This window comes from uncultured Roseobacter sp. (assembly GCF_947495025.1).
GTDB lineage: Bacteria > Pseudomonadota > Alphaproteobacteria > Rhodobacterales > Rhodobacteraceae > Roseobacter.
On the sequence record NZ_CANLXG010000001.1, the window covers coordinates 1,178,708 to 1,204,771 of the forward strand.

At 60.5% G+C, this 26,064-nt stretch carries 27 protein-coding genes and 1 pseudogene; 21 read left to right on the forward strand and 7 right to left on the reverse strand.

The features are described 5' to 3' along the window. Positions 1-151 precede the first annotated feature (151 nt). The 4 genes from Q0792_RS05575 (at position 152) to Q0792_RS05590 (ending at position 3,794) form a co-directional block, all read left to right on the forward strand. Positions 152-1,096 (forward strand): homocysteine S-methyltransferase family protein, encoded by a 945-nt coding sequence (locus Q0792_RS05575; RefSeq protein WP_298837316.1) that lies wholly within the window; start codon positions 152-154, stop codon positions 1,094-1,096. Positions 1,097-1,131: 35 nt separating this feature from the next. Further along, the gene (locus Q0792_RS05580) at positions 1,132-1,413 is read left to right on the forward strand and encodes a hypothetical protein (protein ID WP_298837318.1); all 282 of its coding nucleotides are present in this window, start codon (positions 1,132-1,134) and stop codon (positions 1,411-1,413) included. A gap of 66 nt (positions 1,414-1,479) precedes the next feature. Further along, positions 1,480-2,070 carry a GNAT family N-acetyltransferase gene (locus tag Q0792_RS05585; RefSeq protein ID WP_298837320.1) on the forward strand — a complete coding sequence of 197 codons (591 nt, stop codon included), beginning with the start codon at positions 1,480-1,482 and terminating at the stop codon, positions 2,068-2,070. An 89-nt stretch (positions 2,071-2,159) separates the two neighbouring features. After that, positions 2,160-3,794 carry a hypothetical protein gene (locus tag Q0792_RS05590; RefSeq protein ID WP_298837322.1) on the forward strand — a complete coding sequence of 545 codons (1,635 nt, stop codon included), beginning with the start codon at positions 2,160-2,162 and terminating at the stop codon, positions 3,792-3,794. A gap of 139 nt (positions 3,795-3,933) precedes the next feature. Here the strand turns inward: Q0792_RS05590 and Q0792_RS05595 are convergent, their stop codons facing one another. Next, entirely contained in the window at positions 3,934-4,884 is a 951-nt protein-coding gene (locus tag Q0792_RS05595; protein ID WP_298837324.1) for a LysR family transcriptional regulator, read from the reverse strand. Between the two features lie 89 nt (positions 4,885-4,973). Here Q0792_RS05595 and Q0792_RS05600 point away from each other — a divergent pair, with 89 nt between their 5' ends. The 9 genes from Q0792_RS05600 to Q0792_RS05640 are packed head-to-tail and all read left to right on the forward strand — an operon-like array spanning position 4,974 to position 14,217. Then, positions 4,974-6,038, forward strand: coding sequence for a maleylacetate reductase (locus Q0792_RS05600; protein WP_298837326.1), 1,065 nt, complete (start codon positions 4,974-4,976; stop codon positions 6,036-6,038). Between the two features lie 27 nt (positions 6,039-6,065). Then, the gene (locus Q0792_RS05605) at positions 6,066-7,340 is read left to right on the forward strand and encodes an ABC transporter substrate-binding protein (RefSeq protein ID WP_298837327.1); all 1,275 of its coding nucleotides are present in this window, start codon (positions 6,066-6,068) and stop codon (positions 7,338-7,340) included. 48 nt (positions 7,341-7,388) lie between these two features. Next, entirely contained in the window at positions 7,389-8,108 is a 720-nt protein-coding gene (locus tag Q0792_RS05610) for an ABC transporter ATP-binding protein (protein ID WP_298837331.1), read from the forward strand. Further along, positions 8,108-8,815 (forward strand): ABC transporter ATP-binding protein, encoded by a 708-nt coding sequence (locus Q0792_RS05615; RefSeq protein WP_298837334.1) that lies wholly within the window; start codon positions 8,108-8,110, stop codon positions 8,813-8,815. The genes Q0792_RS05610 and Q0792_RS05615 overlap by 1 nt, the downstream gene beginning before the upstream one ends. Then, on the forward strand, positions 8,812-9,675 hold the full coding sequence (locus Q0792_RS05620) for a branched-chain amino acid ABC transporter permease (RefSeq protein WP_298837336.1): 864 nt from the start codon (positions 8,812-8,814) through the stop codon (positions 9,673-9,675). The genes Q0792_RS05615 and Q0792_RS05620 overlap by 4 nt, the downstream gene beginning before the upstream one ends. Further along, the gene (locus Q0792_RS05625; RefSeq protein ID WP_298837337.1) at positions 9,675-10,730 is read left to right on the forward strand and encodes a branched-chain amino acid ABC transporter permease; all 1,056 of its coding nucleotides are present in this window, start codon (positions 9,675-9,677) and stop codon (positions 10,728-10,730) included. The genes Q0792_RS05620 and Q0792_RS05625 overlap by 1 nt, the downstream gene beginning before the upstream one ends. Positions 10,731-10,732: 2 nt before the next feature. Beyond that, complete coding sequence (locus Q0792_RS05630) at positions 10,733-12,487, forward strand: FAD-dependent monooxygenase (RefSeq protein ID WP_298837339.1); 1,755 nt, start codon at positions 10,733-10,735, stop codon at positions 12,485-12,487. 9 nt (positions 12,488-12,496) lie between these two features. Continuing rightward, positions 12,497-13,378 carry an intradiol ring-cleavage dioxygenase gene (locus tag Q0792_RS05635; RefSeq protein ID WP_298837341.1) on the forward strand — a complete coding sequence of 294 codons (882 nt, stop codon included), beginning with the start codon at positions 12,497-12,499 and terminating at the stop codon, positions 13,376-13,378. Next, positions 13,375-14,217 (forward strand): 3-keto-5-aminohexanoate cleavage protein, encoded by an 843-nt coding sequence (locus Q0792_RS05640; RefSeq protein ID WP_298837343.1) that lies wholly within the window; start codon positions 13,375-13,377, stop codon positions 14,215-14,217. The genes Q0792_RS05635 and Q0792_RS05640 overlap by 4 nt, the downstream gene beginning before the upstream one ends. A gap of 227 nt (positions 14,218-14,444) precedes the next feature. Here Q0792_RS05640 and phnF read toward each other — a convergent pair whose 3' ends face one another. Next, positions 14,445-15,173, reverse strand: coding sequence for a phosphonate metabolism transcriptional regulator PhnF (phnF, locus tag Q0792_RS05645; RefSeq protein WP_298837345.1), 729 nt, complete (start codon positions 15,171-15,173; stop codon positions 14,445-14,447). Between the two features lie 81 nt (positions 15,174-15,254). Between phnF and phnG the strand changes: the two genes are divergently transcribed. The 8 genes and pseudogenes from phnG (at position 15,255) to Q0792_RS05685 (ending at position 21,764) form a co-directional block, all read left to right on the forward strand. Continuing rightward, positions 15,255-15,710, forward strand: coding sequence for a phosphonate C-P lyase system protein PhnG (phnG, locus tag Q0792_RS05650; protein WP_298838629.1), 456 nt, complete (start codon positions 15,255-15,257; stop codon positions 15,708-15,710). Continuing rightward, the gene (phnH, locus tag Q0792_RS05655; protein ID WP_298837348.1) at positions 15,710-16,273 is read left to right on the forward strand and encodes a phosphonate C-P lyase system protein PhnH; all 564 of its coding nucleotides are present in this window, start codon (positions 15,710-15,712) and stop codon (positions 16,271-16,273) included. Before phnG ends, phnH begins: the two co-directional genes overlap by 1 nt. Further along, positions 16,273-17,362 (forward strand): annotated as a pseudogene (locus Q0792_RS05660) (carbon-phosphorus lyase complex subunit PhnI). The gene phnH and the pseudogene Q0792_RS05660 overlap by 1 nt, the downstream one beginning before the upstream one ends. 437 nt (positions 17,363-17,799) lie before the next feature. After that, a complete protein-coding gene (phnL, locus tag Q0792_RS05665; RefSeq protein WP_298838630.1) occupies positions 17,800-18,483 on the forward strand; it encodes a phosphonate C-P lyase system protein PhnL in 684 nt (227 codons plus the stop codon). Then, positions 18,480-19,031, forward strand: a complete 552-nt coding sequence (gene phnN, locus Q0792_RS05670) for a phosphonate metabolism protein/1,5-bisphosphokinase (PRPP-forming) PhnN (protein ID WP_298837350.1) — start codon at positions 18,480-18,482, stop codon at positions 19,029-19,031. The genes phnL and phnN overlap by 4 nt, the downstream gene beginning before the upstream one ends. Before the next feature lie 94 nt (positions 19,032-19,125). Next, on the forward strand, positions 19,126-20,319 hold the full coding sequence (locus tag Q0792_RS05675; RefSeq protein WP_298837353.1) for an alpha-D-ribose 1-methylphosphonate 5-triphosphate diphosphatase: 1,194 nt from the start codon (positions 19,126-19,128) through the stop codon (positions 20,317-20,319). A gap of 156 nt (positions 20,320-20,475) precedes the next feature. Continuing rightward, positions 20,476-20,946 carry a CIA30 family protein gene (locus Q0792_RS05680; RefSeq protein ID WP_298837356.1) on the forward strand — a complete coding sequence of 157 codons (471 nt, stop codon included), beginning with the start codon at positions 20,476-20,478 and terminating at the stop codon, positions 20,944-20,946. Further along, on the forward strand, positions 20,943-21,764 hold the full coding sequence (locus Q0792_RS05685) for an aspartate dehydrogenase (RefSeq protein ID WP_298837359.1): 822 nt from the start codon (positions 20,943-20,945) through the stop codon (positions 21,762-21,764). The genes Q0792_RS05680 and Q0792_RS05685 overlap by 4 nt, the downstream gene beginning before the upstream one ends. Here the strand turns inward: Q0792_RS05685 and Q0792_RS05690 are convergent, their stop codons facing one another. Genes Q0792_RS05690 through Q0792_RS05710 form a run of 5 tightly spaced genes read right to left on the reverse strand, consistent with a single transcriptional unit; the run spans position 21,765 to position 26,022 of the window. After that, positions 21,765-22,532 carry a TIM barrel protein gene (locus tag Q0792_RS05690; RefSeq protein ID WP_298837360.1) on the reverse strand — a complete coding sequence of 256 codons (768 nt, stop codon included), beginning with the start codon at positions 22,530-22,532 and terminating at the stop codon, positions 21,765-21,767. Beyond that, positions 22,529-23,179, reverse strand: a complete 651-nt coding sequence (locus Q0792_RS05695; protein WP_298837362.1) for an aldolase — start codon at positions 23,177-23,179, stop codon at positions 22,529-22,531. Before Q0792_RS05695 ends, Q0792_RS05690 begins: the two co-directional genes overlap by 4 nt. Before the next feature lie 55 nt (positions 23,180-23,234). Next, on the reverse strand, positions 23,235-23,921 hold the full coding sequence (locus Q0792_RS05700) for a GntR family transcriptional regulator (RefSeq protein WP_298837364.1): 687 nt from the start codon (positions 23,919-23,921) through the stop codon (positions 23,235-23,237). Beyond that, complete coding sequence (locus Q0792_RS05705) at positions 23,918-24,940, reverse strand: Gfo/Idh/MocA family oxidoreductase (RefSeq protein ID WP_298837366.1); 1,023 nt, start codon at positions 24,938-24,940, stop codon at positions 23,918-23,920. The genes Q0792_RS05700 and Q0792_RS05705 overlap by 4 nt, the downstream gene beginning before the upstream one ends. Next, complete coding sequence (locus tag Q0792_RS05710) at positions 24,937-26,022, reverse strand: isocitrate/isopropylmalate family dehydrogenase (RefSeq protein ID WP_298837368.1); 1,086 nt, start codon at positions 26,020-26,022, stop codon at positions 24,937-24,939. The genes Q0792_RS05705 and Q0792_RS05710 overlap by 4 nt, the downstream gene beginning before the upstream one ends. Positions 26,023-26,064: the final 42 nt, after the last annotated feature.

Below are 26,064 nucleotides of genomic sequence, written 5' to 3' on the forward strand. Positions count from 1 at the left end.
ATGACCTCTCACACGGGCCGCTTTCACTGAATACCCCTTAAGCCCCTAAATCCGAAACAGAAATCTTATTCTGAAAACCGGACCACCAGGCAACTACAGCCTGTGACGGCCTGCAGGTACTCACTGGGTATTGTCGATAAAGGAACGAGTAATGCGAATTCAACATTTTATAGAGTCCAGCCGTTTTTACCTCTCTGATGGTGGGCTCGAAACCTACATGATTTTTGACAAAGGCCACGACCTGCCCTGTTTCTCAGCGGCGGTGTTGCTTGATACGGCAGCCGGACGCCAGGATCTGACCGACTATTTTGAGAAATACATTGGCATCGCCCGCAACAGCGGTCGTGGGTTTATCCTTGATGCGCCGACCTGGCGCGCCGGCGTCGCCTGGGCGGGGCCTCTCGGCCAGACAGTCAGCGAGACCCTCGCCGCAAACGAGCGTGCCGTCGCCTTCGTTGGCGCTGTCCGGGCCCGCCACGAAACGATGAGCCTTCCCATTCTGGTCAACGGCCTGGTCGGTCCTGCGGGCGATGCATATGCGCCGGATACCATTCTGTCTGCTGACGAGGCGTATGACATTCATGCGCCCCAGACAGCGGCGCTGGGACGTGCAGGAGCTGATATGATCAGTGCCATGACGCTCACCCATGCGGACGAAGCGACCGGTATCGCCCGCGCGGCGAAGGAATGCGATATACCTGTGGTTATCGCCTTTACGCTTGAGACCGACGGGCGACTGCCATCGGGTCAGCGGCTGAGTGATGCAATCGCACAGGTGGATGCCGCAACCGGTGCTGCACCGCTCTACTATATGATCAACTGCGCACATCCCGATCATTTCAGCGAGGTACTTGCCGGTTCTGACAGCTGGCGGCACAGGATTGGTGGCATCCGGTCAAACGCCTCGCGTATGAGCCATGCGGAGCTGGACGGGGCAGAGGTACTGGACAACGGTGACCCGGCTGAACTGGGACGCCTGAGTGGTAACCTGCTTGATCTGCTGCCTTCGGTAAAAGTTCTGGGCGGGTGCTGCGGCACCGATCACCGGCATGTGGGCTGTATCGCCGCGCAGGAGCGCGCGCTGGCCAGCGCCTGACCGGTCACCACAGATTTTTTTGAAAGGTATACCAGATGACGAAACATTTTTTTCTGTTCACCGCTCTGACCTGTGTTGCTGTCGTCCGGGCGGCAGCCGGTCCCGCTGTAACTGCACCCGTCATGGGATCGCCCACACACAGTCCTATGGAACCGGAATGCTGTGTGTCGGAACAATATGCGCACCCGGGCGTCGCTGCAGAGCTGACCAACGGCACCATACGTGCTGGTTTCAACAATGATAAAACAGCTTATCAGCGCGCCGAGGACGACACGTGGGACTCTGGTGGACCCGTCGGGTCTGCACCGGACAACTGATCCGCCTCTGAAACACCGGTCCGGTCACGCCGGGCCGAAAGAAATTTTTGTTAAACGGGTTTTTAAATGACCAATACAGATATTCGCCTGCGGGACGCCACGGCTGACGACGCCCTGCTGCTGGCAAAACTGATTGATATCGCGGGTGAAGGCATACCTTCATGGCTGTGGCAGCAATCTGCAACTGTGGAAGAGACATTTCTGGACGTCGGCGCCGCGCGGGCCCGGAGAACGACGGGCGGGTTTTCGTTTTCAAATGCTGTCGTCGCACTGCGCGGTGAGCAGCCGGTCGGGATGGTTCTCAGCTATCCCATTGACGCCGCGCCCGGGGATGACCCGGATGACCTGCCGGCACCTGTCGCCCCTTTTGTCGCGCTGGAAATCCGGTCGGTCGGCACCTGGTACATCAATGCACTCGCTGTCCTGCCCGGGTATCGCAGTTGCGGTGCCGGCACTGTACTGATGCGGCACAGTGAAAAACTGGCGCGGGCCGCAGGGTATGAAAAGATGAGTATCCAGGTCTACGGACAGAACACCGGTGCCGTGCGGCTCTATACCCGCCTTGGCTATACGCAGATTTCTGCCGCACCCGTCAGACTGCATCCCTGCCAGCCTTACTATACCGGTGACGTTCTTCTTCTCACAAAAGACATCTGATCCGGGACGCGGGACACAGCGGATGTGCCTGAGCGGCTTGCTGCTGCGATCCGTTTCTGTGCTAGGATGACGGCCGGGAGGGGGACCGTATGACTGACTACTTTGATCTCGGGCGCTATTCGCGTGCCGCAAGCGCAGACGAACAGGCACAGCGCTGGTCCGACCGCGGGCTGGTCTGGCTTTACGCCTACAACCACGAAGAGGCAGTTGCCTGCTTCGACAGGGCGCTTGACGCAGATCCGACCTGTGCGCTGGCCTGCTGGGGCATCGCCTATGGCATCGGACCAAACTACAACAAGCCGTGGGAGGTCTTTTCCCCGGAAGAGAAAGCGCCGGCGCTGGCCAGGGCGCATGACGCCCTCGCCACAGGCCGCGCGCTGGCAAGCGCCACGCCGGTGGAAAAAGCACTGATCGACGCGCTGGCTCTGAGGTATCCCACGGACCCTGATATTGAGGATTTTCAGCCGTTCAACGACGGTTTCGCCGCTGCGATGAAGCCGGTTTACGACGCCTGGCCCGATGACCTCGACGTCGCCTGTATCTACGCCGAGGCTCTGATGAACCGGACCCCGTGGAAACTGTGGGATTTCTGGCAGGGCATTCCCAACCCGGACGCCTCCACCGAAGAGGCCATGGCCGTTCTGGAACGTGCCTTTGCCGAAACACCCGGCGCCTGGGATCATCCGGGGCTGTTACACATGTACATTCACCTTATGGAGATGTCACCGCACCCCGAGCGCGCGCTGCGACACGGTGATCGTCTCAACGGTCTCGTCCCGGACGCGGGACACCTGGTGCATATGGCGTCGCATATCGACGTACTCTGCGGCGACTATCAGAATGTCCTGTCCCGCAATCTGGCCGCGGCCAGCGCTGATGAGAAGTTCAGATCATACGCGGGCGCGGCCAACTTCTATGCGCTCTACCGGATCCACAATCTGCACTTCGCGCTCTATGGCGCAATGTTTCTGGGGCAGAAGGCTGCGGCGCTGGATGTGGCCGGCCGGCTTCTGGCCGAAGTTCCGGACGAGGTGGTCCGCGTTTACCCGGACCTGTTCGAAACCTTTGTCGCAGCGCAGCCGCATGTTTTCATCCGGTTCGGTATGTGGGCCGAGGCGCTGGAACTGGAGCAGCCCGCTGACAAGGAGCTCTATACCACGACCAATGCGCTGATCCTTTACGCAAAAACCGTAGCGCTGGCCAATCTTGGCCGTCACGCCGATGCGCAACAGGCTGCCATGGCCTTCAGTGAAGCCTATGCACAGGTTCCCGAAGAGCGGATGCTGTTCAACAACAGCGCCCGGGATGTGCTCGCCGTGGCAGAGCAGATGATGCTGGGCGAAGTCGCTTTCAAGTCAGGGCAACGTGAAGAGGGCCTGGAATATCTGCGTGCGGCCGTCCGTCTGGACGACGGTCTGATGTATGAAGAACCCTGGGCCTGGCCGCAGCCAACACGTCATGCGCTCGGAGCGCTGTTGATGGAAGACGGGAAGTTCGTTGAGGCCGAAGCGGTGTACCGCGCGGATCTGGGCCTTGATGGCAGGCTTCCGCGCCCCAGCCAGAACCCGCGGAATGTCTGGGCGCTGCATGGTCTGCACGAATGTCTCTCGCGGCGCGGTGAAACCTCGGAAATCATACACATCGGCATACTGCTTGATCAGGCACTGGCACGGGCGGATGTGCCGATCCGCGCAAGCTGCCTGTGCCGGGCCGGCGCCGTCTGACCGACAACCGGGTCCTGATCCAGGCTGCCCGTCTTTCTGAGAGTGCCTCGCGGTTCTGCCCTTGTCTCGTACAGGGGCCGTTCAGGTACGGACGCACTGCCGGCCATACAAACTGCGCAGGCTTGAGGGATATCCTTCTTCAGGCCCGCCAGACTGCGTTACGACCCTTTTCGCTGATCTGCAGGGCGAGATCTGAGAATTCGTCCTCTATGTACCGGCGAAAACGCTTCACCGCCGGACGTGCCTGACGGTCTTCCCGCCACAGGAGGCCAAGTTCACGGTCCGGATGATCGATCCGGATCGGCAGCGATGTGACCGACCGGGTATGCTGCTGCATGAAGACCACTGAATACGGCAAAACCGTCAGTGCTTCCGACCCGGACATCACACTGATGATTGACGCGAGCGACCCGCCGGTAAAACTGACCCTGAAGTCAGTGATGCCGATACTGCTGAGTGCGTTGCGCAGATCCTCATAAAGCGGGCTGCCGGCGGGCGGGGCAATCCAGGAATATGGGGCAATATCTGCAAGCGTCAGTGCCGGTTTGCGGGCCAGCGGATGTGACGGCGCGCAGGCGATCACGTTTCTGCCCTGCAGGATCGGCTTGAAGGAGAGACCTTCGGGAACCCGGTCAGGGCGGACCGGACAGATGGCGATATCCACGTTTCCGACATTCAGCTGTTCGGTCAGCTCGGAAAGATATCCATAGGTCTGGTGCACAGACACCTCGGGGTGCGCGGTCTGGAAAGACGCGATCATACTCGAAATCACGCCATCCATAAAAATCGGAGTCCCTGCCAGGCGGGCGGTGCCGGCCTTGCCCGAGTTGTACAGCTCTGCGGCCTGCTGTGCTGCAAGGCCGGCCTGAGCAATTACCCGCCCCTGATCGGCCAGCGAGCGGCAGAGCTCTGTGGGGCGCAGCGGCTTTTTCCCTTTTTCAAACAGCCGTGATCCCAGACGCGCTTCAAGCATTGCAATCGTCCTCGACAGGCTCGGTTGCGACTTGCCGACAACCCGCGCGCCCTCGCTGAGACCACCGGAATCTGCAATTGCCGCGAGGATCATCAGGTGATTTGGATCAATCTTCATAACATCAGGTTATATTCTTTACCCAATTTTCGATCAACTATCACTTTTTCGCAGGATACTAAGGTTTCGAAAAGGTTAACGGGGCGAGAATGTCAGGCTTTCTGACCAAATCTGATGAAACTGTCCGCGTCCGTTTCGGAGCGGGTCTGAGACACAGTATTGCGGACGAGGTCGCACGGCTCGGCGCAACCCATGCGCTGGTCTTGTCGACACCTCAGCAAAGCAACAGCGCGCTTGAGCTTGCCGAAAAGCTTGGTTCTGCAGCCGTCGGGGTGTTCTGCCGCGCCACCATGCACACGCCCGTGGATGTCACTGAACAGGCCGTCGCACACACGCAGGAGACAGGCGCTGACTGTCTTGTGTCGATCGGTGGAGGTTCGACCACGGGCCTCGGCAAGGCAATTGCGCTGCGCACAGGCCTGCCCCAGATCGTTATCCCCACGACATACGCGGGCAGCGAAGCAACGCCCATCCTCGGTCAGACCGAAAACGGTGTCAAAACCACTCTGACAGATGCCCGTGTTCTGCCGCAGGTCATTCTCTATGACCCGGAGCTTGTTTCGGGCCTGCCTGTCGGGATGACTGTAACATCAGCGCTCAATGCGATGGCGCATGCGGCAGAAGCGCTCTACGCGCCGGACAGGACAGAAGCATCCGACGCGCTGGCCATTGAGGGGCTCCGGGCTTTCGCAGACGGCCTGCCACAGGTCATTCAATCACCCGGTGACATCGCTGCGCGCGAAGCCACGCTGCGCGGGGCCTGGGCCTGCGGGACAGTACTGGGTCAGGTCGGCATGGCGCTGCACCACAAGCTTTGCCATACGCTCGGCGGCACCTTTGATCTGCCGCACGCTGACACGCACGCGATCGTTCTTCCCCATGCGGTCTCATACAATGCGCGGGCCGCTGCCGCTGCCCTGAAGCCGGTCACTGATATTTTCGATGGTCCGGGCCCAGGGCGTGCTCTGCACCGCTTTGCACAGAAGGTAAACGCACCGCTTGCCCTGCGCGACCTGGGTCTGCGCGAAGCTGATCTTGATCGCGCTGCAACACTTGCCACCAGCCGCCCCTATCCAAACCCGCAGCCCGTAACCCGAGAGGACATACGGGCACTGCTGCAGGCCGCATGGGCCGGCGAAACACCCGCAAACTAGACAGCTGATGACGTCAGGGAGGACATCATGATTACACGCCGCTCACTTCTCAGAACCACCGCCGCAACAGGGCTCACCATGGCTGCCGGCAGCCTGGCGGCCCCCGCAATCGCGCAGGGCGCAAGAATCCGGCTGGGCTATGTGAGCCCACAGTCAGGCCCTCTCGCGGCTTTTTCTGAAGCCGACAAATTCATCATCGACGGTTTTCTGGCCTCGGAGGCAGGTGCTGAGTTTGAGGTGATCGTCAAGGACAGCCAGTCCAACCCGAACCGCGCGGCCGAAGTCGCCAAGGAACTGATCATTGATGACGAGATCGACATGATGCTCGTCGCCTCGACGCCAGAGACCACAAACCCTGTGGCCACGACCTGCGAAGCAGAACAGATACCGGTCATCTCGACAGTAGCGCCCTGGCAACCCTGGTTCATCGGGCAGCAGGGCAACCCCGGCGAACCCGGATCCTGGCGTCCCTTTGACTACAGTTTCCACTTCTTCTGGGGACTTGAGGACGTGATCAGTGTTTTCACTGCCATGTGGAACCAGCTGGACACCAATAAACAGGTTGGCGGCCTTTTCCCCAACGATGGTGACGGCAATGCCTGGGGTGATCCGAATGTCGGCTTCCCGCAACCCCTTGCTGCACAGGGCTACGGCCTAACGGATCCGGGCCGGTACCAGAACCTGACGGATGATTTCAGCGCACAGATCAATGCCTTTAAACAGGCGGACTGCGATATCGTAACGGGCGTACCCATTCCGCCTGACTTCACGACCTTCTGGACCCAGGCCAAACAACAGGGATTTGCGCCCAAAGCGGCAAGCATCGGCAAGGCAATACTTTTCCCGCAGGCCGTCGAAGCGCTGGGTGATCAGGGCCACAACCTCAGCTCTGAAGTGTGGTGGTCGCCAACACATCCGTTTGCGTCATCGCTCACCGGCGCTTCGGCAGGTGATCTGGCCACAGGATACATGGCCGCTACCGGTAAGCAGTGGACACAGCCCATAGGCTTTGCCCATGCGCTGTTTGAAATGGCCGCAGACGTGATGGGCCGCGTCGAAGACAGCCGCGACCCGGATGAGGTTGCTGCAGCGATTGCGGCGACACAGCTGAACTCCATAGTCGGACGGCTGGCCTTTGACGGATCCGGCCTGCCACCCTTTGCCGCCGCGAATATCGCCAAAACGCCGCTGGTCGGCGGTCAGTGGCGGTTGCGCGGTGATGGAGGCTACGACCTTGTCATCGTGGACAACAGCGACCACCCCGACATCCCTGTTGGCGGTACGATGGAAGCAATCAGCTGATAAGCTGCTGTCCCGCCTGTGCGGGACGGCCTGACCAGGGAGCGGTTCATGTCTATTCTGTCACTGCGGAACGTCAGCAAAAGCTTCGGCGCGCTTACCGTGACCGACGACGTCACTTTTGACGTGTCTCCGGGGGAAGCTCTGGGCATCATCGGCCCCAATGGCGCCGGTAAATCGACGCTGTTCAACCTTATAACCGGAAACCTGCGCGCGGATTCCGGCAGTATCGGCTTTGACGGTCGCGACGTGACGCGCGTCTCAGCTATGGAGCGGTGCCTCACGGGGATCGGGCGATCCTTTCAGATCCCGCAGCCGTTCGAAAAGCTGACGGTTTACGAAAATCTGGTCGTTGCTGCCACGCACGGACGGAGCCAGAGCGAAGCTGAAGTGCTGGAGGACTGTGCGGATATTCTCGAGCGTACGGAAATGATCCGTCGGGCCAATACGCCGGCGGGTCAGCTGTCGCTGCTTGAACGCAAACGTCTGGAGCTGGCCCGCGCCATGGCCACACAGCCCCGGCTTTTGCTGCTGGACGAAATCGCAGGCGGCCTGACCGAGGGCGAATGTCAGGCCCTGATCGCCACGATACGCGACATTCATGCGCAGGGCGTGACCATCATCTGGATCGAACATGTCCTGCACGCACTGACATCGGTGGTCGAACGCCTGCTGGTGCTCGATTTCGGCAAGGTAATCGGCATCGGCGCACCGGATGCCATTATGGCCAGCCGGGAAGTGCGCGAAATCTATCTGGGGATTGAGGTCTGATGGCGCTTCTTCAGACATCGGGCCTGACAGCAGGCTACGGCGATTTTCAGGCGCTCTTTGGTGTAAACATCGAACTGGGCGAGGCCGAAACGGTCGCAATTATCGGTGCGAACGGTGCAGGCAAGACAACGCTGATGCGCTCGATTGCCGGGGTGCTGCGCAACGAGACGTCGTCTGTGCGCTTTGACGGCGCTGATATCGGCACGCTGACTGCAGATGAAATTGTGACCCGCGGGGTTGCGATGGTCCCTGAAGGCCGACGGCTGTTTCCGTCTCTGTCGGTGGAGGAAAACCTGCTCATTGGCGCTTATGGCCGTCGTGGCGGCGGCCACTGGACACTGGAAACAATTTACGGGCTCTTTCCGATCCTCGCAGAAAGGCGCCACTCACCCGGCACTGCTCTGTCGGGGGGGCAGCAACAGATGGTGGCCATTGGCCGGGCGCTGATGAGCAACCCGCGCGTGCTGTTGTGCGACGAAATAAGTCTCGGCCTGGCTCCGGTGGTCATAAAGGATATTTACCGGGCCGTGCCGGCCATAAAGGCCGCCGGCGCAAGCCTGATCGTTGTCGAACAGGACATCGCCCAGGCTCTGGCCGTCGCGGACCGTGTGTACTGCATGATGGAGGGCCGCATCACCCTGTCCGGAACGCCCGACAGCCTGAGCCGGGACGCCATTCATGATGCATATTTCGGAGCCGGCCAATGATCTGGATTGATACCGTTCTGCAGGGCATACTTCTCGGTGGTCTCTACGCCCTCTTCGCGGCAGGGCTGAGCCTTGTTTTCGGGATCATGCGGCTGGTCAACCTTGCCCATGGTGATCTCATCGTGATGGGCGCCTATCTGATCCTCGTTCTGGTGACACTGCTGGGGCTGCCGCCGTTTGCGGCCCTGCTCATAGCGATGCCGGTGATGTTCTGTCTGGGGTGGGGGCTGCAGAAATTCCTGCTGAACCGGACCCTCGGAGATGACATCCTGCCACCTTTGCTGGTGACCTTCGGCCTGTCTGTGGTTCTGCAGAACGCGCTGCTGGAAACCTTTTCCGCCGACAGCCAGCGCCTGCCCACTGATGCGCTGACCACAGCCTCGCTTCAGGTTGGTCCCATAGCACTTGGCGTTATGCCGCTGCTGACATTCGCCTCTGCCGTTCTGGTAATCGTCGGTCTGAACCAGCTCTTTTACCGCACCAGCCTCGGACGCGCATTCCGCGCCACATCCGATGACGCAGTAACAGCGAGCCTGATGGGCATCCGCCCGGCAAATATTTTCGCGACTGCGACGGGCATTGCACTGGTGATCGTCACCATTGCTGCGCTCTATCTGGGACTGCGCGCAAACTTTGACCCGAATATCGGTCCTGCCCGTCTGATCTATGCCTTTGAAGCGGTGATCATCGGCGGCCTCGGATCGCTCTGGGGCACACTCGCGGGGGGCATCATAATCGGCGTGGCCCAGACCGTTGGCGCCGCGGTCAACCCGGAGTGGCAGATCCTCTCCGGTCACATCGCATTCCTTATTGTACTGCTGGTCCGGCCACGCGGTCTTTTTCCGAGGGCAAACGACTGATGAGCTATTCCGTCTCTGTGCAGACCCCGGCCTCCCGCGTCGCAACGGCTGCTGCCGCAGTTCTGATCCTGGTGCTGATCGCCCTGCCCTTTTTTGCCGGGCGCGGAACGATCCGCGATATGTTCTTCATTCTGACCATGCTGGTGCTGGCGCAGTTCTGGAATCTGCTGGCAGGATATGGAGGGCTTGTCAGCATTGGCCAGCAGGCATTTGTCGGCGCCGGCGCATACGCACTCTTTGGAGCGGTGATCCTGTGGGGCATTGATCCGGTACCCGCCATCCTGTTGTCGGGCGTCGCCGCGCTTGTCATTGCCGTGCCGACCGCCTTTTTTGCCTTCCGCCTGAACGGCGCCTACTTTGCCATCGGCACGTGGGTCATCGCCGAAGTTGTCCGGTTGCTGGTCGCGCAGTGGAAAACACTGGGGGGTGGCACCGGTACGTCCCTGCCCCGGGAGGCAACGCGCGACATGTGGTTTGTGTCCCTGATCGAGGACGCACTGGGCGTCAGATCAGCCGCCGCGCGCGACATCCTTGCCTATTGGCTGGCCCTGCTGCTGGCCCTGGCGACGATCGGTGGCATCTACTGGCTGCTGCGAACCCGCCGGGGTCTTGCTCTGGCCGCTGTACGTGACAATGTCGAGGCCGCGAAATCGGTCGGCGTTGATGCGTCGCGGATGAAATGGATCGTCTTTCTGACCTCGGCACTCGGCACCGGCCTGGCCGGCGGTCTGATTTATATGCAGAAAGCCCGGATCAGCCCCGACGCCGCCTTCAGCGTGACCGACTGGACAGCTTACGTCATCTTTATCGTTGTCATCGGCGGGATCGGCACCATCGAAGGGCCGATTATCGGCGTGCTGGTCTTCTTTGCGCTCCAGTCCCTGCTCGCCGATTTCGGCAGCTGGTATCTCATGAGCCTTGGCGTTCTGGCCATTGTCGTGATGCTTGTCGCCCCACGCGGCCTCTGGGGGCTGCTGTCCGGGCGCACGGGGCTGCACCTTTTCCCAATTCGCCGCCGGCTCTCAGGCGGACAACTGACCCAAGCGGAGGAATAATCATGCCAGATATCACCACGGATGTACTGATCATCGGCACCGGACCGGCCGGATCGGCAACGGCCGCACTGTTGTCGACATATGGCATCGAAAACATGGTCATCAACCGCTATCGCTGGCTGGCCAACACGCCGCGCGCACATATCACCAACCAGCGCACGATGGAGGTGCTGCGGGATCTGGGACGCGAGGTCGAAGACGAGGCCTATCTGTTTGCCTCCGAACAGGAAATCATGGGCGAAAACGTTTTTTGCGAGAGCCTCGCAGGCGAAGAGATCGGGCGCATGAAAAGCTGGGGCACGCACCCGCTGTCCAAAGCCGAACACCTTTTGTCCTCACCGACCTTCATGAACGATCTGCCGCAGACATTCATGGAGCCGTTGCTTTTCAAGACAGCCTGCCAGCGCGGCACACAGGCGCGGATGAGCACCGAATACCTGAGACATGAACAGGACGCGGATGGCGTCACAACCACCTGTCTGGACCGCCTGACCGGCAAAGAGGTCACGATCCGGTCAAAATATCTGGTGGGGGCAGATGGCGGCAATTCTCTGGTCGCCGAGCACATCGACCTGCCGTTCGAAGGACAGATGGGGGTCGGCGGCTCGATGAACATCCTGTTCAAAGCTGATCTTTCAAAATTCGTGGCGCACAGACCGTCGGTTCTTTACTGGGTGGTCCAGCCCGGCGCTGACGTTGGCGGGATCGGTATGGGGCTGGTGCGTATGGTACGCCCCTGGAACGAATGGCTGATTGTCTGGGGATATGACATCAGTCAGCCTGCCCCGGACGTTGACAATGCCTTTGCAGAAAAAGTCGTGCGTGATCTGGTCGGCGACCCGGACCTCGAGGTGGACATCACCAGCTGGTCAACCTGGACGGTAAACAACTACTATGCCACCCATCTGCAGAAGGACCGGGTGTTCTGTATGGGCGATGCGATCCATCGCCACCCGCCCTCGAACGGGCTGGGGTCCAACACCTCGATCCAGGATGCGTTCAATCTCGCCTGGAAACTGGCCGCCGTTCTGAAAGGCCAGGCCGGACCTGCACTGCTGGATACCTATTCGGATGAACGCGCCCCGGTGGCCAAACAGATCGTCACACGGGCAAACCAGTCAATCGGAGAGTTCGGGCCCATTTTTGAGGCCCTTGGTCTGACCGAGAGCAACGACCCTGAAACCATGCAGAAAAATCTCGAGGGGCGCTGCGATCCGACCCCGGATGCGGAAAGACAACGTGCCGCTATCCGGGAAGCGATCGCGTTCAAGAAATACGAGTTCGACGCTCATGGGGTCGAGATGAACCAGCGCTACAGCTCGGACGCAACGGTCACCGACGGGCAGGTGGAACCGGACTTCCGGCAGGACGCGGACCTGCACTATCAGCCCACCACATGGCCGGGCGCGCGCATACCGCATGCCTGGGTATTTGACCAGAAAGGGACAAAGCACTCGACGCTCGATCTCGCGGGTGGCGGCGCCTTTACTCTCTTTACCGGTCTGGGTGGAGAGGCCTGGACGGAGGCCGCAGCCAGTGTTGCGCAGGAAATGGGCATAACGCTCAACACGCATGTCATCGGGCCCCGCCAGGCCATCGTGGATCACACAGGCGACTGGGCACGTGCGCGCGAAGTGGGTGATGCAGGATGCATTATCACACGACCCGACCAGCATGTCTGCTGGCGGCACGACGGTCTGCCAGACGATCCTGTGGCCGCACTGACGCGCGTTCTTTCCACCGTACTTGCAAGATAGGAGACAGCTATGAGCACCGGCGAAACGGGGTATTTCACCGAAGAAAACTCGGCAGAAGTTGTCATAAGCCGCAGCGCTGACGCACCGGATGCCCGGCTTGCCGAGGTGATGGCGGTAGTCACGAAACACCTGCATGCAGCTGTCAAGGAGATTGAGCCGACACAGGAAGAATGGTTCGAGGCCATCCGGTTTCTCACCGGTGTGGGTCATACCTGCAACGACTGGCGCCAGGAGTTCATCCTGTTGTCGGACTGCCTCGGGGTCTCCATGCTGGTGGATGCGATCAACAACCGCAAACCCTCGGGCGCCTCTGAATCCACGGTTCTGGGGCCGTTCCATGTCGCTGATGCACCCGAGCTTCCGATGGGCGCCGATATCTGTCTCGACCAGAAAGGCGAGCCGATGCTCGTACGGGGCCGGATTCTCGGGACAGACGGTCAGCCGGTGGACGGCGCAAAGATCGACGTCTGGCAGGCCAACGATGAAGGGTTTTACGACGTCCAGCAAAAGGGGCTGCAGCCGGATTTCAATCTGCGTGGCGTGTTTCGGACCGGCCCGGATGGCAGTTATCATTTCCGTGGGGTCAAACCGAAGTTCTACCCTATCCCGGATGACGGCCCGGTAGGACAGATGCTGAAAAAGCTGGGGCGGCATCCGTTCCGGCCGGCGCACCTTCACTATATTCTCGAAGCGCCCGGATTTGAGACGCTGATCACTCATATCTTTGATCCGGATGATCCCTACATCCATTCCGATGCGGTGTTCGGTGTCAAAGAGAGCCTGCTGGCAGAGTTTGAGCTGGTTGAGGATCCGGCGCGGATCAGTGCTGCAGGCTTTGACAGACCGTTTTATGAGGTTGTGCATGATTTCGTTCTGGCGCCTGCAGCGTGAACCAGCCCTGTATCATCTGTGTGGCCATCACCGGCTCACTGCCCCGCAAGGAGAACAATCCGGCCGTACCGGTTACCATCAGCGAACAGATAGAAAGCACACACGAAGCCTTTGAGGCCGGTGCAAGCATCGTACATGCTCATGTGCGCAACGCTGACGAAAGCCCCAGCAGCGACCCGGACAAATTTGCGGCACTCAGGGAGGGACTGAAAAAGCACTGCCCCGGAATGATTATCCAGTTCTCGACCGGTGGCCGTTCGGGCGCGGGAAAGTCGCGCGGCGGGATGCTGCCGCTGGCGCCTGACATGGCGTCGTTGTCCGTGGGCTCCAACAATTTTCCGACACGCGTCTACGAAAACCCCCCGGATCTGGTGGACTGGCTGGCGGCGGAAATGATGACATATGGCGTGAAACCCGAGATTGAGGCGTTTGATCTTTCGCACATCCTGCGCGCGGCTCAGATGCACGCAGCCGGCCAGATACGCGATACGCCTTATGTCCAGTTTGTGATGGGTGTCAAAAATGCGATGCCTGCCGACAGGCATGTGTTCGATTACTATGTCGGAACAGTCAGGCGTCTTTTTGGCGATAACACACCCTGGTGTGCTGCGGGGATCGGTGCTCACCAGAAGGTTCTCAATGAGTGGTCGGTCAGCGCAGGTGGTCACGCCCGCACGGGTCTTGAGGATAACATCCGGCTTGACCGGGACAGGCTGGCGCCGTCAAACGCAGCCCTTGTACGTGTGGTATCCGATATCTGCGAAAAACATGAGCGCCCGGTCGCCACCTGGCAGCAGGCCCGGCAGATCCTCGGACTGCCGGACGGTCCGGCGCTTTGACTGAGCTTCAGGCCTGATCAGCAGGGGCGTCAGGCATTTCGCGGTGTGCTTCCGTCGCCGCAGAGAATTCGGTGATACGCAGGAAAGCCAACCGGCACCAATATTGCCGGCACAACTGCAAGAGTTCAGCGTCTCTTCCAGGCATCGGACACCAGCACACGGCTTACTGCGCCGGTGCCAGGACGTTTCGCCTGACGCGCCGGGGCTTTGCGGGTCAGGTACAGCGGCTAGCCGTCCAGCGTAAGAGTGACGCGATCGCCTGCAAACCATGTCCTGCCAAACTCGACAGGCGCGCCGTCAGGTACTGCGTTTACGCCCGTCGTGCGTAACAATGGATCTCCTTCCTGCAGATGCAGATGCAACGCCTGGGTCGCATCAGCGAGAACCGCCGTCAACCGGGTGGAAACACGAACAAAATCCGTGATGCCTACCAGATCCAGTGCCTGGGTTACCCCACGGGTCTGTTGCAGAGCCACATCAATGCCCGGAAGGCGGGATACCGGGAAAAGGCTTTCGAACAGTGCAATCGGCTGACCGTCGGCAAGAGATAATCCATGGTATGCGCAGATATACCCGCCCTCGGGCACGGCCAGCGCCCGTGCCTCGCCCGGCGTTGCGGCACGGTTCTCAATCTGCAGGATGCGTTTTTCCGGAAGCCGCCCGGCGGCGAGCAGATTTTCATGGAACCGCATCCGACCACCGATCGGGTAGTCGGTAGGCGTCGCGGCAACAAAAGCACCCGATCCGCGACGGGTGCGCACCAGACCCTCCTGTATCAGATGCGCCAGTGCGTGACGCACCGTATGGCGGTTCACGCCAAAACGTTCAGCCAGTCTGGATTCCGTCGGTAACCTGTCGCCAGCCTTATAGCGACCTTCAGCGATGTCACCGCGAAGGTGTGCTGCGATGGCCTGCCAGACCGGGGTTTTTCGGCGTCCTTTTGGCCTGTCGTTCACAATCTGCAAATCTCCTCTGTCGAACTGCGCATTTCCTGATATAATATGTCTAGTTGTATAGTTATAGGCAAAGTTGTCGAGATGAAAGACTGCGGTGAACCACACGCTGAGCGCCGGGCCCGGAGGGGTCTGCTTGCAAGAGCACCTGAGGGCCGGATTTCAACGCTGTTGCCGGAAACAGGCGACCGCTCCGCATTCACACGGCTGCGGCCCCCTGAGATCGGCAGTGTAATGGTCCGGGGGCGGGCCGGTGCAACAGGCGCGCCCTTCAACCTGGGCGAAATGACTGTCATCCGCTGCGCCCTGCGCCTTGGGTGCGGAACTGTCGGGCACGCCTGGCTCATGGGTCGCCGCAAGCCCTGTGCTGAGGCGGCGGCGCCGACCGACGCACTGATGCAGACCGGCGTTGCCGGTTACATCAGATCTGCGGTTCCTGATCCGCTGAAGAAAGAGCGCGCGGAATTGCGTCTGGCCCGGGCAGAGAATGCTTCAGCAACCAAAGTCGATTTCTTTGCAATGGCGCCGGGCGAGGACTGATGCAGACACTGACCCTTGAAGGCGGTTTTGCACAACCCGCTGAAGATGCGGCCCGGGCTTTCCGCGCGATCATGGAAAGCGTGGCGCGTCCCGGTACGATCCGGCGTCTGCAGGGGGCACAGCCACCTCGCCCTCGGTCTCAGGCGGCCGGAGCGGCGATCCTGACACTCTGCGATGGAGATACACCGGTCTTCCTCGCCGGTGTTGTCGATTGCCAGGCGGTGCGCGACTGGATCGCCTTTCACACCGGCGCTCCGTTCTGCACAGCGGCGGAGGCGACCTTTGCTGCGGGGTCCTGGAATGACCTTCAGCCTCTGTCCGCCTATCCGGTGGGCACGCCTGAATACCCGAACCGCTCAGCAACCCTGATCGCGGACCTTCCCCGGCTGGCACCGGTCGGTGTGACACTGACGGGACCCGGGATCAAAACGACCTCCCACCTCAGCCGGCCTGAAGCCGCCTGTTTTCAGACCAACCACGGCCTCCTTCCCGTCGGGCTCGATTTTCTGTTCACGTGTGATGATCTGATCGCGGCTGTACCGCGCTCTGCTGAGGTTTGCTGATGTACGCAGACGCAAAAGACGGCGCACGCGCGATCAGCAACGCGCATGCATGGCTGGCCGAAGAACGCCGCGGCGACATTTCTTTTGCCGGGCTGTCTGTTTCGCAGATCCGCGAACAGCTGGGTCTCGCGATCAACAGGGTTATGGCAGAGGGATCTCTTTACGATCCGGACCTTGGAGCGCTTGCAATCAAAAAGATACGCGGTGATCTGATCGAAGCGATTTTCCTGATCCGCGCATACCGGACCACCCTGCCCCGCTTTGGACCGGCAGAACCGGCAGATACCGGCACAATGACCCGCGACAGTCGTATATCAGAAACATTCAAGGACGCTCCGGGCGGGCAGATTCCGCGCCCGACGTTTGATTACACGCATCGCCCGCCGGACTTCAGACTTGCAGCCGAAGGAGAGGTGCCCGGGGCGCCGCGACGTGCTGCGCCACAGACGACCGTGCCCCACGTTACCGATTTCCTGAACAGCGACGGCCTGATCGAAGACGCCGGGGCTTCTGATGAGGCTCCGGGGGACCTGCCCCGCGAGTCACTCGAATTACCCGCATACCGCAGCCTGCGACTTCAGACGCTGGCACGGGCGGATGAGGGCTTTATCCTCTCGCTGGCTTATTCGACCCGGCGTGGTTGCGCGCGGAACCACGCCTTTGTCGGTGAGTTACGGATCGGGACAGTGCCTGTCGAAGTGGACATACCTGAACTCGGTTTCACAGTGGAAATCGGAGAGGTTACGCTGACCGAATGCGAGACGGTTAATCAGATCAGGGCTTCCCGGACGGAACCGCCGCAGTTTACCTGCGGCTACCGTCGCGTCTTCGGGCAGAGCGAACGCAGGGCAATATCAATGGCGCTGGTCGACCGTACGCTCCGATGGGAAGGATCCGGTAAAGACTTTCAGGGCGCGCCGGCTCTGGATGCCGAATTTGTTCGTTCCCATGCGGATAACATCCAGGCGACCGGGTTTCTGGAGCACATCAAGCTGCCCCCATTACGTCGACTTTCAGTCAGAGCTGGAACTGGTCCGAAAGATGCGGCGCGCGGCAGGAGCGGAAAACACACAGGAGGACGTGGCTTGATCTCCGTGGGCGCGCGCCGCTGTGGCAAAATCCGGTCGCACGCCACTGACTGGCTGACCCGGGTCGAGACTGACGCCGGCCGCATTGATGATCGCCCGACAACTTTTGTCGGCGGTATACAGCAAAGGCTTCAGATTGCGCGCAACCTCATATCGGGTCCGGGGCCGGTCTTTGTGGATGAGCCCACCGGGGGTCTGGATGTGAGCGTTCAGTGCCGACGGCTGGATCTTCTGCGCGGTCTTGTTCGGAATATGCACCTGTCGGCCATCATCGTGACCTATGACATCGCCGTTGTGCGCCTGCTGGCAGATCACCCGATGGTCATGAAATCAGGACGTGTGGTAGAAAGTGGACTTGCAGACCGTGTTCCTGGTGATCCCCGGGCACCCGCATACACAGCTCCTCGTCAGCTCGGTCCTGCAGAGATGAGGCCCGCCGTGATTGAACTTGAAAACGTCTCAAAGACTTTTGTGCTGCACAATCAGGGTGGGGTCGAGATACCGGTGTTGCGCGACGTTTGCCTGGCCGTGGCACCCGGTGACTGTGTTGTACCGACGGGCGCATCCGGCAGCGGAAAATCTACGCTCATGCGCATGATCTACGGCAAATGTATGGCCCGTTCAGGCAGGATCACAGTGGGTGATGCCGGTCCTGCCGGTGCTGAGCCGCGCAAGATCATCCGCACGCGGCGCGAATTGCCGGGATACGTCAGCCAGTTCCTGCGCGTTGCCCCCCGTGTCCCGGCACTGGATGTGGTCGCAGAGCCGCTGCCGTCTACCGGCAGCGGAGAGGAGGCCGCGCGCGCGCGGTCCACCTCACTGCTGGAGCGCCTCAATATTCCACAAACGCTCTGGAACCTGTCGCCAACAACATTTTCCGGAGGTGAGCAGCAGCGCGTCAACATTGCCCGCGGTTTCGTACGCAATTTTCCCACAATCTTGCTGGACAAGCCGACGGCCAGTCCCGACGTCGCCAACAGGGACGTCGTTCCGCACGTTATCAAAGAGGCAAAAGCAAGGGGCGCCGCAATCGTGGGGATATTTCACGACGACACGGCCCGCCGGCAGGTCTGCGACCGGGAAATTGACGTCACTTCATTCAACCCCGGTGCCGCTGCATGACCCGTGGTCGCCTCATCGCGGTCGTCGGACCATCGGGCGTCGGCAAAGACAGCGTGATCGCAGGTATTGCGCGCGCGTTGCCGGGCATCAGCGTCGTCCGGCGTACTATCACGCGTAATCCCGATGCAGGTGGCGAAGTGTTTGACCCGGTTGATCTCAGAGCGTTCGAGGCTGCCGCCGCACGCGGTGACTTCTGCCTGCACTGGGGCGCCCACGGGCTGCACTATGGCATCCCCGCCGGCGTTGCAGACGATGTACGCCATGGGAAACTCTGTATCGCCAATCTGTCCCGGGGCGTTCTTTCGCAGGCCGCGGCGATCTTTCCCGACCTGCAGGTTCTCAACGTCACGGCAAGTCCGGAAACTCTGGCACACCGGCTGTCCGGCCGGGGCCGCGAAACCACCGGCGAGATATCCGAACGACTGGCACGGAAGGTCGGCCCGATGCCGGGCGAAATTGACGTCACAACGATCAGCAACGACGGTGCGCTCGAGGATACCGTTGCGCGCGCCGTACATGCTCTGCGCATTGAAGGCGTGCGGCTATGATCCCGCGGACGCCAGGAAATGCCCGACCCGTTTGCCGGTGGCCGGCAAGGAAACCCACCCCGTTACGGTGGCAGAACACAGAAAGCCTGAATACATGAACTCTTCTTTTCCATCTGGCGCAGGTCAGGATACGGGCAACACCCCGTCCGGGGATGCACAGTGCTTCGCGAATGCGCGCCTGGTTTTGCCGGACGGGATCGTCTGCGGCCAGGTTACTGTCACGGACGGAATAATATCCGACGTGGCAGAAGGCACGGTCACGCCAGAGGGCGCCATCGACTGCCAGGGCGATTATCTGCTGCCGGGTCTTGTGGAACTCCATACCGACAACCTTGAGCGGCATATCGAACCCCGGCCCGCTGTTGACTGGCCCCATCTGCCCGCTCTTATCGCACACGATGCAGAGCTGGCCTCCACAGGCATTACAACTGTGTTTGATGCCCTGCGCGTGGGGTCGATCCACAACAGTTCGGCGCGCTACGGTGCCTATGCCCGACAGATGGCAACTGAAATCCTTGCAGCGCGCGATTCCGGGTGCCTCAGGATTAGTCATTTACTGCATCTGAGGGCTGAAATCTGTTCGGAAACACTGCTTGAGGAAATGGCCGAATTCGGGCCGGATGACCGCATCGGGATCGTGAGCCTGATGGACCACACGCCCGGACAGCGGCAGTTTCGCGATCTGGAAGTGCTCAGAGCCTACGTCGGCAAAAAGCGCGGGTTGTCCGACGCGCAGTTTGTCACACACGTTGCACATCTCAGGGAACTGCAGAAACTCTATGGCGATAAACATGAAAAGGGTGCTGTCGCCCAGGCACGCCGATATGGGTCTGCCCTTGCCAGCCATGACGACACAACTGCAGCGCAGGTCGCGCATTCTGGCAGGAACGGGGTGAACTTTGCCGAGTTCCCCACCACCCTCGAAGCTGCAGAAGCCTGCGCAGAGGCAGGTATTGCAGTTATGATGGGCGCGCCGAACATTATCCGGGGCGGCTCCCATTCCGGCAACGTCTCTGCGCAGACCCTGGCTGAGGCAGGTATCCTGGACATCATTTCTTCAGACTATGTGCCCTCTGCCCTACTGTTGTCTGCCTTTCGCCTGGCCGACATCTGGCAGGATCTGCCGCGCGCCATCCGGTGTGTCACCGAAAACCCGGCGACGGCCGCCGGCCTGACCGATCGTGGCCGGATAGAGACCGGTCTGCGCGGAGATCTGATCCGGGTCCGCACCAGTGGGCCGACACCGCTGATCAAGGGGGTCTGGAGCCGTGGAGAGCGCGTAAGCTGACATTTGTCCGCGCGCTGCCGCTTGCCATGCGGCTGTAGCCGCACCAGGTTGGTGTTCAGGATGACCTTTCACATAAACGCAATGGTTTTCGCTCCCTTACTGGTCATGGTTATTGCCATGCCCGGGTGGCCTGCCGCCGCTGCGGGAGAAGCTGATATGGATTTGAACCCCGACTGGGAATACGTCGCGGACACGGTGATGGGAGGTGTTTCGGATGGGACGGCGGCGCGGGTGCACGTGCAGGGCCGACATGCAATGCGCCTGACCGGCAGTGTGTCGACGGACAACAACGGAGGCTTTATCCAGATGGCTTTTGACCTGTCGCCGGGCGGTGGGCCGGTTGATGCGTCCGGCTGGCAGGGCATCGAGCTGGACGTCCGCGGCAATGGCGAGGAATATGATGTCCGCCTGAGGACAGAGCAGCTCAGCCGGCCCTGGCAGTCCTTCCGCGCCTCCTTCCGGGCCGACCATGCCTGGACGACCGTCAGGATCAGCTTTGACGATTTTGCGCCGCATCGCACGGACGTTGCGTTTGACCCGGCGTACCTGCGCCGCATCGGTATTCTGGCTGTCGGACGCGATTTCACCGCAGATGTCGCTGTATCAGGGATAAGGCTCTACAGATGAAGGAAAACCGCTTTCAATCACCCGCAAAAAAGGTTGCGATTATCGGATATGGTGCCATTGGTGCAGAAATCTGCGGGCAACTGAATAGCGATCCTTCGGTCTTTGTCAGCGACGTGCTTGTACGGCCCGGGCGCACGGCAGATGTACGCGCAGCGCTCGGTCCGCATGTTCGGGTGGTCACACGGCCAGAAGACCTGTCGCCTGATGTCAGCTTTGTGCTCGAATGCGCAGGTCATGCTGCCGTTCAGAATACGGCGCCCGCGGTTCTCAGGCTTGGTTTTCACCTCGGGATACTGTCCGCCGGAGCCCTGGCAGATGAGCAGACCGCACGGGCGCTTGAAGACGCTGCCCTGCAGGGAGGCGCTCAGATATCGGTCCTGCCCGGTGCAATCGGAGGCATTGATGCGCTGGCGGCGGCGCAGGACGGCCTGGATACTGTGATCTATGCCGGGCGCAAACCGCCGCAGGCCTGGCGGGGCAGCCCGGCAGAAGAAATCTGTACGCTTGACGATCTGACCGAAGAATTCGAGTTTTTCAGCGGCAGCGCCCGCGAAGCTGCCCGTCTGTTTCCAAAAAACGCAAACGTTGTTGCAACAGTCGCGCTCGCTTCGGTCGGGTTTGACGACACCAGGGTCACGCTCGTTGCGGATCCCCGGGCGGCTGGAAATTCACACCGGATAGTCGCAACGGGTCCCGTCGTTTCTCTCGATTATACCACCGCCGGATCTCCGCTCGCCTCCAACCCCAAAACCTCCGCGCTGACAGCGCTCAGCGCGTTGCGGGCATTGCGGAACCAAGGCTGCCTGATCCGGATCTGATCAGCCCGGGAACCGGGCCATCCAGGCAAGTGTTTCGCTGGTCGGCCGCGCGGGCCGGTACTCTGCCCCCAGCGGATCTGTATATCCGAGCGATTTCAGATGATCAAAAACGTGTGCATAGCTGACCTCACCATGATCCGGCGTGCCCCGGTCGGGGACAGATGCAAACTGGATATGCCCGATCAGTGGCAGCAACCTGGTCAGACGATTGGTCAGGTCTCCCTCGGTCAGCTGCACATGATAACAGTCGAACATCAGTTTCAGGTTGCCCGCACCCAGGTGCTCAATAATCGACTGTGCCTGCGCGGTCGAATTCAGAAAATACCCCGGCGCATCATAAGCATTGAGCGGTTCAATCAGGATAGTTATGTCGTGCGGCGCAGCCCTTTCACAGGCATAGGACAGATTGGCCGCAAAGCTTTTCCCGGCTTCAGGGCCAGAGGAAAAACCCGCCATCACATGCACCGCTCCGGCACCGATGTACTGCGCATAATCCAGTGCCTGGTCGATAGCGGCGCGCGCCTCACTCTCGCGCCCCGGCAACGCCGACAGACCGTTTTCCCCGGCCCCGGTGTCCCCCCGCACCGTGTTGATCCCGAGCATTGGCAGCCCGGTTTCGATCAGCGCGTCACGCACTCCGGCCGGGTCATTGTCATAGGGCCAGTGGCATTCGACTGCATCAAAACCGGCAGCATGAGCCGCGCGGATTGCGTCTGCCAGCGGCAGATCCGCCCACAAAAATCCCAGGTTCGCCGAAAATGCTGTCAATCATCCCACTCCACATCAAAACGCTCTACGAGACCGCTGACCTGTTCTGCCGTCAGCATCCGCGCATTTATGCCGCGCATCATCATCGCAAGCCGGGCCGTGTCTTCGAGTTCCTCGATGGCGTTGCAGGCGGCCTCGACGTCTTTGCCTGCCACCACCGGGCCATGGTTTGCCAGCATCACCGCCGTTCTCTTTCCGGCAAGACCGCGCACCGCCTCGCCCATCGCGGGATCACCCGGCATAAAGAACGGAAGCAGCTTTACCTTACCCAGTTTCATTATGGCATAGGGTGTCAGCGGTGGCAGAAAATTGTCCTCGTCAGCATCCGGCATCATCGACCAGGCGACTGAGTGACATGAATGCAGATGTACCACCGCACCTGCCGTGCTGCGGGTCTCGTAGAAGGCCGAATGCAGGGGCATTTCCTTGGTGGGCGGGTCCCCGTCCGTCAGCGTGCCAGAGGCGTCAAACCGGCTGAGCCGGGCTGGGTCAAGACGGCCAAAACTGGTGCCCGTAGGAGACACCAGCAGGCCGCCATCCTGCGTCCGTGCCGAAATATTGCCGGTACTGCCCCCCGTGAGCCCCCGGTCAAAGAGCGAGGCCGCAAGTGTACAGATGGTTTCGCGCAGAACAATTTCAGATGTCATGAGCAGAGTTCATAGCAGGTTCACCGGGTCGCACAATGCCACAGCCAATGCCGCGTCAGAGCTGGTGAAAGCGGTGTTGACGCAAAAGCGCTATGAGCATGGCACCGGCCTCTGTCCTGTGAGAGTGATGAATCCGGCGGGCAGCCTCTGCATCGCCGGACCGGATTGCCTCCAGAACACCTCTGTGATCCTCATGTGACTTGACCGGAGCCGGACGCATATAAAGGGTCATCGCCCGCGCGCGGCGCACCTGGTCGGCCATCATTGCCGTGATCGCCTCGACACGCCGGTTCCCGCCAAGCCGCACGAGTTCAGAGTGAAACCGCTCGTCTGCATCTGCCCAGGCCTGACGATCTTCGGATTTGAGAGCCGCGTCCATATCCTCGATGCTGCGTTCCAGCAGGGACAGATCGCGTTCCCCGGCAGGTGCCGATGCGGCACGGGCAGCTGCCAGCGCTTCCAGTTCGGTCAGAATATCGTAAATTTCCTGCATGTCTTCGGGAGACACCGGCAGGATGCGGATGCCACGCCGCGGCCGGACCTCAACAAGGCCCTGTGCCTCAAGCATCAGAGCTGCTTCGCGCACGGGCGTCCGGGACATGCCCAGCCGCTCTGCAAGTTCTGTTTCGAGGTGATCGGATCCGGGAGAAAGCTCGCCGGCAAAGATCAGGCGCCTGAGCTCACCCACAGCGCGATAACTGTTGGACTTTTCCCTGAAATCATTTGGCGGCCCGAAAATCATAGCATGACCTTACGCCCGTTTTCAGCCGAAGCGTAGATGGCATCACGCACAGCGATTACTGTCAGGTAGTCAGCCGCTGTGTTTTCCGGTGTCCGGCCGGTTCGCACACAATCCACGACATGGGCCTGCAGATGCCGCACACAATCACCGCCGAATCCGTTCGCCTCATCCGGTGCCAGCACGTTTTCTGATTTGTCTGATCCAAAGGCGCGGAACGAAACGCTGCCGTCGCCCAGAAGCGTAAGGCAGCCATCTGTCCCTTCGAAAACCGCCTCACCCATGGTGCGCCGCAGGTTGTCGGCCACATGGTCCGCAAGCCGGTTGCCGTCAAAAACAGTGCGGACACCGTCAGGATGATCGAAATGCACCATGCCTGCGTCCTCACCGGCGATGGCGGGATTCAGCTGGCGCAGATCTGCGTAAACTGCGGTGGGGTCGCCGAAGATAAACCGGAACGTGTCGATCCAGTGCACACCTGTTTCATGTATCAGAAACCGGGGCATCTGCTGAAAGTAAGGCTGGCGGTCGAGATAGGCCTCCGGCCCCTGCCCGTCTCCGGGGCGCAGCCGGAACGTCGCCTGCATCGGTCTTCCGATCCTGCCGCACGCAATCTGATCCCGGATGACACGGTACCATGGCATAAAACGGAAATTCTCGTGCACAACCAGCGTGACACCAGCGGCACGGGCTTCTTCGACAATCTCCCGCGCCTCACGAAGGTCCAGGCAAAAAGGTTTCTGACAGATTATCGTCCCAACGCCGGCCGCGATGGCCCGGCGCACAGAGGTCGCATGACCGGGTGGCGGCAGAATAATGTCCAAGATGTCCGGTACTCCGGCGTCCAGCATCGCGGCCAGGCTGCCGAAAGCGGGCAGTCCGGTCGCCTGCGCCGCTGCAATATTCAGGTCAGCGGACGCAATCGTCTCAACGCCTTCAATGCGGCTCCATGCGTCATAGTGGAACTGGCTGAAATAGCCGGCACCGAGACAGGCAACACGCAGCGTATCCGGTGTGCTCATAGCCCGAGTTCCGCGGCCACAGCTGCCGCCGCCTCCTGTGTTGTTGCATGCCCGCCAAAGTCTGCGGTCAGAACCTGCCCGCGCGAGATCACCCGTTCAACGGCCTCGCGCAATACTCTGCCATCCTGCCGGAGCGCCGGGGCATCAAACCGCAGGCCAAGCCAGTCAAGCATCATGGACGCAGAGAGGATCATTGCCATAGGGTTTGCCACCCCCTGACCGGCGATATCCGGCGCGGAGCCATGGCATGGCTGAAAGACTGCATTATTCAGACCGATGTCCGCGGACGGTGCAACGCCAAGCCCGCCCATCAGACCCGCGCCGAGGTCTGAGAGGATGTCGCCGAACATATTTTCGGTGACCAGAACGTCAAAATCCCATGGCTTGAGAACGAACCACAGTGCAGTCGCATCGACGTAGGCGTGATCGGCCTGCAGGTCAGGGTGCTTTCGGGCTTCTGCATCAAAGAGAGACCTGAAATAGGCAAAGGCCCGGAACACATTTGCCTTGTCCACACAGGTGACCCGGCCCGGTCCTCTCCCGGCGTCACGGCGTTCGCGCGCCAGTTCAAAAGCGAACCGGAAGAGCTTTTCTGAGATATCGCGCGTGATCAGCAGTGTTTCCCGTGCTTCGTTTTCGCTGACTTCTCCGCAGCCCTGGGTGTGAAACAATCCTTCTGTGCTTTCGCGGATCAGGACAAAATCAACCTCATTTCCCTCTGGCAGGTTCAGCGGCGTACGCTGACCGGGAAAGATCCGCACAGGCCGGACGCCCGCAAAAAGGGTCAGCTCTTTTCTCAGATCAATCTGTGGCGAAATCTCTGTCCCATCGGGGTAACGCACCGACGGCAGTCCCATTGCGGACAGAAGAATGGCATCCGCCGCACGGGCGGTCCTCAAAGATGCCTCCGGCAGCGATTCCCCTGTTCTAGCATAATGCGCAGCGCCCGCCGGCACGGTATCAAAGCTGAGACGGTATCCGCTTTTGCCAGCCAGCGCCGCGAGGATCTCGACCGTCGGCCGCGTGATTTCCGGGCCAATGCCGTCACCCTCGAAAACGGCAATTTCAAAATTTGACTTCATCTGATCTCCTGACTGTCAGCCTGGGGCCTGAAAAATGGTACT

Excerpts from the sequence above, each read along its gene's own strand:
- Q0792_RS05630 (WP_298837339.1), top strand. The coding sequence starts at position 10,733 with ATGCCAGATATCACCACGGATGTACTGATCATCGGCACCGGACCGGCC.
- Q0792_RS05620 (WP_298837336.1), top strand. The coding sequence starts at position 8,812 with ATGATCTGGATTGATACCGTTCTGCAGGGCATACTTCTCGGTGGTCTC.
- Q0792_RS05685 (WP_298837359.1), top strand. The coding sequence starts at position 20,943 with ATGAAGGAAAACCGCTTTCAATCACCCGCAAAAAAGGTTGCGATTATC.
- Q0792_RS05580 (WP_298837318.1), top strand. The coding sequence starts at position 1,132 with ATGACGAAACATTTTTTTCTGTTCACCGCTCTGACCTGTGTTGCTGTC.
- phnG (WP_298838629.1), top strand. The coding sequence starts at position 15,255 with ATGAAAGACTGCGGTGAACCACACGCTGAGCGCCGGGCCCGGAGGGGT.
- phnH (WP_298837348.1), top strand. The coding sequence starts at position 15,710 with ATGCAGACACTGACCCTTGAAGGCGGTTTTGCACAACCCGCTGAAGAT.
- Q0792_RS05585 (WP_298837320.1), top strand. The coding sequence starts at position 1,480 with ATGACCAATACAGATATTCGCCTGCGGGACGCCACGGCTGACGACGCC.
- Q0792_RS05605 (WP_298837327.1), top strand. The coding sequence starts at position 6,066 with ATGATTACACGCCGCTCACTTCTCAGAACCACCGCCGCAACAGGGCTC.
- Q0792_RS05590 (WP_298837322.1), top strand. The coding sequence starts at position 2,160 with ATGACTGACTACTTTGATCTCGGGCGCTATTCGCGTGCCGCAAGCGCA.
- Q0792_RS05610 (WP_298837331.1), top strand. The coding sequence starts at position 7,389 with ATGTCTATTCTGTCACTGCGGAACGTCAGCAAAAGCTTCGGCGCGCTT.
- Q0792_RS05705 (WP_298837366.1), bottom strand. The coding sequence starts at position 24,940 with ATGAGCACACCGGATACGCTGCGTGTTGCCTGTCTCGGTGCCGGCTAT.
- Q0792_RS05625 (WP_298837337.1), top strand. The coding sequence starts at position 9,675 with ATGAGCTATTCCGTCTCTGTGCAGACCCCGGCCTCCCGCGTCGCAACG.
- Q0792_RS05700 (WP_298837364.1), bottom strand. The coding sequence starts at position 23,921 with ATGATTTTCGGGCCGCCAAATGATTTCAGGGAAAAGTCCAACAGTTAT.
- Q0792_RS05710 (WP_298837368.1), bottom strand. The coding sequence starts at position 26,022 with ATGAAGTCAAATTTTGAAATTGCCGTTTTCGAGGGTGACGGCATTGGC.
- Q0792_RS05595 (WP_298837324.1), bottom strand. The coding sequence starts at position 4,884 with ATGAAGATTGATCCAAATCACCTGATGATCCTCGCGGCAATTGCAGAT.
- phnN (WP_298837350.1), top strand. The coding sequence starts at position 18,480 with ATGACCCGTGGTCGCCTCATCGCGGTCGTCGGACCATCGGGCGTCGGC.
- Q0792_RS05600 (WP_298837326.1), top strand. The coding sequence starts at position 4,974 with ATGTCAGGCTTTCTGACCAAATCTGATGAAACTGTCCGCGTCCGTTTC.
- Q0792_RS05635 (WP_298837341.1), top strand. The coding sequence starts at position 12,497 with ATGAGCACCGGCGAAACGGGGTATTTCACCGAAGAAAACTCGGCAGAA.
- Q0792_RS05680 (WP_298837356.1), top strand. The coding sequence starts at position 20,476 with ATGGATTTGAACCCCGACTGGGAATACGTCGCGGACACGGTGATGGGA.
- Q0792_RS05615 (WP_298837334.1), top strand. The coding sequence starts at position 8,108 with ATGGCGCTTCTTCAGACATCGGGCCTGACAGCAGGCTACGGCGATTTT.
- Q0792_RS05695 (WP_298837362.1), bottom strand. The coding sequence starts at position 23,179 with ATGACATCTGAAATTGTTCTGCGCGAAACCATCTGTACACTTGCGGCC.
- Q0792_RS05575 (WP_298837316.1), top strand. The coding sequence starts at position 152 with ATGCGAATTCAACATTTTATAGAGTCCAGCCGTTTTTACCTCTCTGAT.
- Q0792_RS05675 (WP_298837353.1), top strand. The coding sequence starts at position 19,126 with ATGAACTCTTCTTTTCCATCTGGCGCAGGTCAGGATACGGGCAACACC.